The organism is Mycobacterium sp. (assembly GCF_049585075.1).
Taxonomy (GTDB): Bacteria; Actinomycetota; Actinomycetes; order Mycobacteriales; family Mycobacteriaceae; genus Mycobacterium.
Map to the genome: position 1 here is coordinate 1 of NZ_JBAUZA010000011.1, position 5370 is coordinate 5370.

At 63.0% G+C, this 5370-nt stretch carries 6 protein-coding genes; 4 read left to right on the forward strand and 2 right to left on the reverse strand.

All coding sequences use genetic code 11. The annotated features are described in order from the left end of the window. The first annotated feature begins 56 nt into the window (after positions 1 to 56). From nrdF to WB785_RS00615, 3 genes are all read left to right on the forward strand, one after another. On the forward strand, positions 57 to 1031 hold the full coding sequence (gene nrdF / locus WB785_RS00605; protein ID WP_424076767.1) for a class 1b ribonucleoside-diphosphate reductase subunit beta: 975 nt from the start codon (positions 57 to 59) through the stop codon (positions 1029 to 1031). A gap of 14 nt (positions 1032 to 1045) precedes the next feature. Further along, positions 1046 to 1591, forward strand: coding sequence for a hypothetical protein (locus tag WB785_RS00610; protein ID WP_424076768.1), 546 nt, complete (start codon positions 1046 to 1048; stop codon positions 1589 to 1591). Between the two features lie 149 nt (positions 1592 to 1740). Beyond that, a complete protein-coding gene (locus WB785_RS00615) occupies positions 1741 to 2070 on the forward strand; it encodes a DUF3349 domain-containing protein (protein ID WP_424076771.1) in 330 nt (109 codons plus the stop codon). Here the strand turns inward: WB785_RS00615 and WB785_RS00620 are convergent. After that, a complete protein-coding gene (locus tag WB785_RS00620) occupies positions 2059 to 3099 on the reverse strand; it encodes an NAD(P)-dependent alcohol dehydrogenase (RefSeq protein WP_424076769.1) in 1041 nt (346 codons plus the stop codon). The genes WB785_RS00615 and WB785_RS00620 overlap by 12 nt on opposite strands. Before the next feature lie 117 nt (positions 3100 to 3216). Continuing rightward, positions 3217 to 4305, reverse strand: coding sequence for an iron-siderophore ABC transporter substrate-binding protein (locus WB785_RS00625; RefSeq protein WP_424076772.1), 1089 nt, complete (start codon positions 4303 to 4305; stop codon positions 3217 to 3219). A 150-nt stretch (positions 4306 to 4455) separates the two neighbouring features. On the opposite strand from WB785_RS00625, the gene WB785_RS00630 reads away from it, so the two are divergent. Further along, positions 4456 to 5370: cbb3-type cytochrome c oxidase subunit I (locus WB785_RS00630; RefSeq protein WP_424076770.1), on the forward strand; the 915-nt coding region annotated here is incomplete at its 3' end.

Below are 5370 nucleotides of genomic sequence, written 5' to 3' on the forward strand. Positions count from 1 at the left end.
GTAGTGTCGGAAGCCTGAGCATGTTCGCCTATCCGTCCTGCTGAAGTGGGGTTCTGGTGACCGAAAAAATGAAACTGATCGACCGGGTTTCGGCGATCAACTGGAACCGTCTGCAAGACGAAAAGGACGCCGAGGTCTGGGAGCGGCTGACCGGCAACTTCTGGTTGCCCGAGAAGGTGCCGGTGTCCAACGACATCCCATCCTGGGGCACGCTGAACGCCAACGAGAAGCAACTAACGATGCGGGTGTTCACGGGGTTGACATTGCTGGACACCATTCAGGGCACGGTCGGGGCGGTCAGCCTGATTCCGGACGCACTGACGCCGCACGAAGAGGCGGTCTACACCAACATCGCCTTCATGGAGTCGGTGCACGCCAAGAGCTACAGCTCGATCTTTTCCACCCTGTGTTCGACCGCTGAGATCGACGACGCGTTCCGCTGGTCGGAGGAGAACCCGAACCTGCAGCGCAAGGCCGAGATCGTGATGGAGTACTACCGCGGCGACGAGCCGCTCAAGCGCAAGGTGGCCTCGACGCTGCTGGAGAGCTTCCTGTTCTACTCGGGGTTCTACTTGCCGATGTACTGGTCGAGCCGGGCCAAGCTGACCAACACCGCCGACCTGATCCGGCTGATCATCCGCGACGAAGCCGTCCACGGCTACTACATCGGGTACAAATACCAGCGCGGGTTGGCCCTTGAGGACGCTGCCAGGCAGGCCGAGCTCAAGGACTACACCTATGAGCTGCTTTTCGAGCTCTACGACAACGAGGTGGAGTACACCCAGGACCTCTACGACGAAGTTGGGCTCACTGAGGACGTCAAAAAGTTCCTGCGCTACAACGCGAACAAGGCGCTGATGAACCTCGGTTACGAGGCGTTGTTCCCGCGCGATGAGACCGACGTCAACCCGGCCATCCTGTCCGCGTTGTCACCCAATGCCGACGAAAACCACGACTTCTTCTCCGGGTCGGGATCGTCATACGTGATCGGCAAGGCCGTCGTCACCGAAGACGAGGACTGGAACTTCTAAGCAGCGGGTTACTGATGGGTCTGCGGCTATTACTACAACCGGCGTGGTTGCGATTCCTGGTGTGGGCGTTCGTCTTTGCCGTGTTGTGGGGTCTGTTTACCAGCCTGCAGTCGAGTTATGAGTTCGAAAGCGCAGTGCTATCAGCGATCGTCTTTGGTGCCGCCCTCGGCGGATACTTCACGTTTGCGACACAAGGTATGCATCGGGCAGCTCTCGAGGCGATATCCGGACTGGACCAAGCGGGACGTTCCCAGTCAATCGATGCCGTCCTGCACGGTGGTGCGCCTCACGATGCCGACGTGCGGGCAGCCGCGACGCGTCTTGGCAGGGCCCTCCTGCGCAACAGGTCTGCCGATCAACTGCGGCGCGCCGAAAAGTGGACGTGGGTCATGTACGTCGTCGCGTTGGTGGGGTTCGCAGCCGCAGCGACGAGCTTGTCCAGCGACAGGCTGTACTTCCTTGTGGTGGGCATACTTTGGGCGATTGTCATTCCGATTTCCTTACTCCGAAGTCGACGCATCCAGCGCAACGTCACGCTGCTCGCCGGAGCCTCCACCTAACCGGCGCTGACCGGTGCACGGCCCAAACAGATGAACGATGCGTGAATTGTGTGAATGGTGGCCCGCCGCGGTAGCGCCGCTGACCCACCTTTCGTGACACTGAGGACGTGGCGATAACACCATCTTCTACGGCCGCTTTTTTCCGTTCGGTGATCCGGTGGCTGCAAGTCGGCTACCCGGAAGGCGTGCCTGGCCCGGACCGCGTGCCGTTGCTTGCGCTGCTGCGCAGCACACCGCTCACCGAGGTTGAGATCACCGAAGTCGTCGACGCCATCGACGAGGAGGTCGAGGGCGAGGTCCACCGCGACGTGATTGCGGACTTCATCTCGGACATGACGCAATTCGACGCCGGTCCGGAGAATGTCGCACGGGTGGCCGCGAGGCTAGCCGCGGCCGGTTGGCCGCTGGCGGGCATCGCAGCGGACGGGACTTCCAGCGATTCTTCTAATGGGGAAGCTGCAGCCGCCTCACAAGCCTGACGTGTCGATCACGAAGCGGTAGCGCACGTCGCTGGCCAGCACGCGCTCGTAGGCCTCGTTGACATAGTTGGGTTCGATGACTTCGATTTCCGGCGTCACGTCGTGCTCGGCACAGAAGTCCAGCATCTCCTGCGTCTCGGCGATGCCGCCGATGTTCGAGCCGGACAGACTGCGTCGCGCCAGTGCCAGCGGGAACGCCGGCACCTCCATCGGGTGCTCGGGGATACCCAGCTCGACGAGTGTGCCGTCAACGTCAAGCAGGTTCAGGTAGTCGCCGAGGTTGAGGTTGGCCGAGACGGTGTTGAGGATCAGGTCGAAGCTGCCGCGAAGCTTCTTGAAGGTGTCCCGCTCGGCGGTGGCGTAGTAGTGGCTAGCGCCCAGCCGCAGTCCGTCCTCCATCTTCTTCAGCGACTGCGACAACACCGTCACCTCGGCGCCCATCGCCGCGCCCAGCTTGACGCCCATGTGGCCCAGCCCGCCCAGGCCGATGATGGCCAGCCGGGTGCCCTGTCCTGCATTCCAATGCCGCAGCGGCGAGAACAGCGTGATGCCGGCGCACAGCAGCGGCGCGGCTTTATCCAGCGGCAGCGAGTCCGGGATGCGCACAACGAAGTTTTCGTCGACGACGATTGCTTGGCTGTAACCGCCCTGCGTTGGCGTGCGGTCTTTGTCAATGGAGTTGTAGGTGAAAGTCGCGCCCGGCTTGCAGTACTGCTCGAGTCCGGCGTTACAGCTGCTGCACTTTCCGCACGAGTTCACCATGCAGCCGACGCCAACGTGGTCGCCCACGTTGTATTTGGTGACCTCAGAGCCGACGGCGCTCACCACGCCGGCAATCTCGTGGCCGGGAACCACCGGGTAATTGGGTTGGCCCCATTCGGCTTTGACGGTGTGGATGTCGGAGTGGCAGATGCCCGCGAACTTGATGTCGATGGCCACGTCGTGCGGGCCGGGTTCGCGGCGGGTGATGGTGGTCTTGGTCAGCGGCTCGGTCGCCGAGCTAGCGGCATATGCGGAAACAGTGCTCATCGGTAATCCTCTTGAGTGCGCTTATTTCACTATCGAATTCTATTGGACCCAACCAAGATTAGCATAGATAGACTATGTATTCTCTGCGGTGCGGTGGACATCACAACCCGCGGGGAGTTAATTGATCGGCGCGTTGACCCATCGCAGGTCGTCGACCACACCGCGGGCCGCAACGACGCCCTCGCCGGTCTGCCAGATTTCGTTGTTCACCACGAAGACCCGGTTTTCGCGGGTGGCGGATAGCTTGCGCCACGGGTTGCTGTCCAGGATGGTGGCGGCGCGGTCCTTGGCGGCCGGCGACGCGAACGACACGTACACCAGATCGGCGTCGGCCGCCGAGAAGTCAGGGTTGCCGGCCAAGTCGGCGTCGGTGCTGCCGATCTCGATGTAGGGCTTGCCGGTAAACCGTTGTGCCGCAGGGCGATCCACGCCGACTGCGGTTAACACGCTGGCCGGGAAGTTTTCGGCGCCATATACCCGGATGGTGTTCTCGGTGAATTGCACAATCGACGCCTGGAAGTGGGCGGCGTCATGCGCGGCGCCGTCGTCGTGCGCCTTCTTGGTGAAGTCGTCGATTACGCCCTCTGCGGCCTCGGGCCGCCCGGTCGCCTCGCCCACCCTGGACAGGTTGTCCCGCCAGGCCGCACCCGGGGCCGCGGTGAACACGGTCGGTGCGATCGCGGTCAGCGCCGAATACAACTTCGGTGTCAACGCCTGCGAGCCAAGGATCAGATCCGGCTTGGCTGCCCCGATAGCTGCCACGTCCGGACTGCTGCGGGTGCCGACGCCTGGCAGGCGGTGCACGACGGTACCCAGGTACGACGGCTGCGTCGACGAGCCGTCCGGCAGCGCGGCGGCCACGATCCGCGACTGCAGGCCCAGGGCGCACAGGGCGTCGAGTTGGTCGCCAGACAGCACGACGATGCGCTGAGGGTCAGCGTGCACCTGGACCACATCGGGCTGCACACCCGCCGCGTTGTGAGCGGTGCGAGTGGGCGGGCCGGGATCCGGCTCAGCCGGCTGCGCCGCACACGACTCGTCTGGTCGGCGCTGGTTGCCCAGAACTCCGGCGCCCGCGATTTGGGTGGTGCTGGTGATCGCGAAAGGGGTGGTCGCCGACGGCGCGCCGCCGGGTGCACCGGACGAGCAACCACCGCACAGCACAGCCGTAATCGCTATCGCGGCGGCCATCGTCGCGGGTCGCATCCGCCTGATCAGCACGGGTCCGACGCTAACATTTGGCCGTCTGATAACCAGTACGACAGTTTGTAGGACCAGTCGCTCGGCGGGCACCGTCGAACGCTAGACTCAGGAACCACTGATCCCAGTTGCTTTGCCCGACGTTTGGAGGAGCTCTTGACCACCGAAGCGCCCCCGCTGGGAGAACTCGAGGCGAGTCGTCCATACCCGCCGCGAACAGGCCCTAAAGGCAACCTGATCTACCGGCTGATCACCACAACCGATCACAAGATGATCGGGATCATGTACGTGGTCACGTGCTTCATCTTCTTCTTTATCGGCGGCCTTTTGGCGCTGCTGATGCGGACCGAATTGGCCGCGCCCGGCCTGCAGTTCTTATCCAACGAGCAGTTCAACCAGCTGTTCACCATGCACGGCACGATCATGCTGCTGTTCTATGCGACGCCGATCGTGTTCGGGTTCGCCAACCTAGTGCTGCCGCTGCAGATCGGCGCGCCCGACGTGGCGTTCCCGCGGCTGAACGCCTTCTCGTTCTGGTTGTTCTTGTTCGGCGCGATGATCGGCATGGCCGGCTTCATCTGCCCGGGCGGGGCTGCCGACTTCGGTTGGACCGCCTATACCCCGCTGACTGACGCCATCCACTCGCCTGGTCCCGCCGGCGACCTGTGGATCATGGGTCTGATCGTCGCCGGTCTGGGCACCATCCTCGGCGCGGTGAACATGATCACCACGGTTGTCTGTATGCGTGCGCCGGGGATGACGATGTTCCGGATGCCGATCTTCACCTGGAACATCCTGGTGACGTCCATCCTGGTGCTGTTGGCGTTCCCGCTGCTGACCGCGGCGTTGTTCGGGCTGGCCGCCGACCGGCACCTGGGCGCACATGTCTACGACTCGGCCAACGGCGGAGTCTTGTTGTGGCAGCACCTGTTCTGGTTCTTCGGTCATCCCGAGGTCTACATCGTGGCGCTGCCGTTCTTCGGGATCGTGACCGAGATCTTCCCGGTGTTTTCCCGTAAACCGATCTTCGGCTACACCACGTTGGTCTACGCGACGCTGTCGATCGCCGCG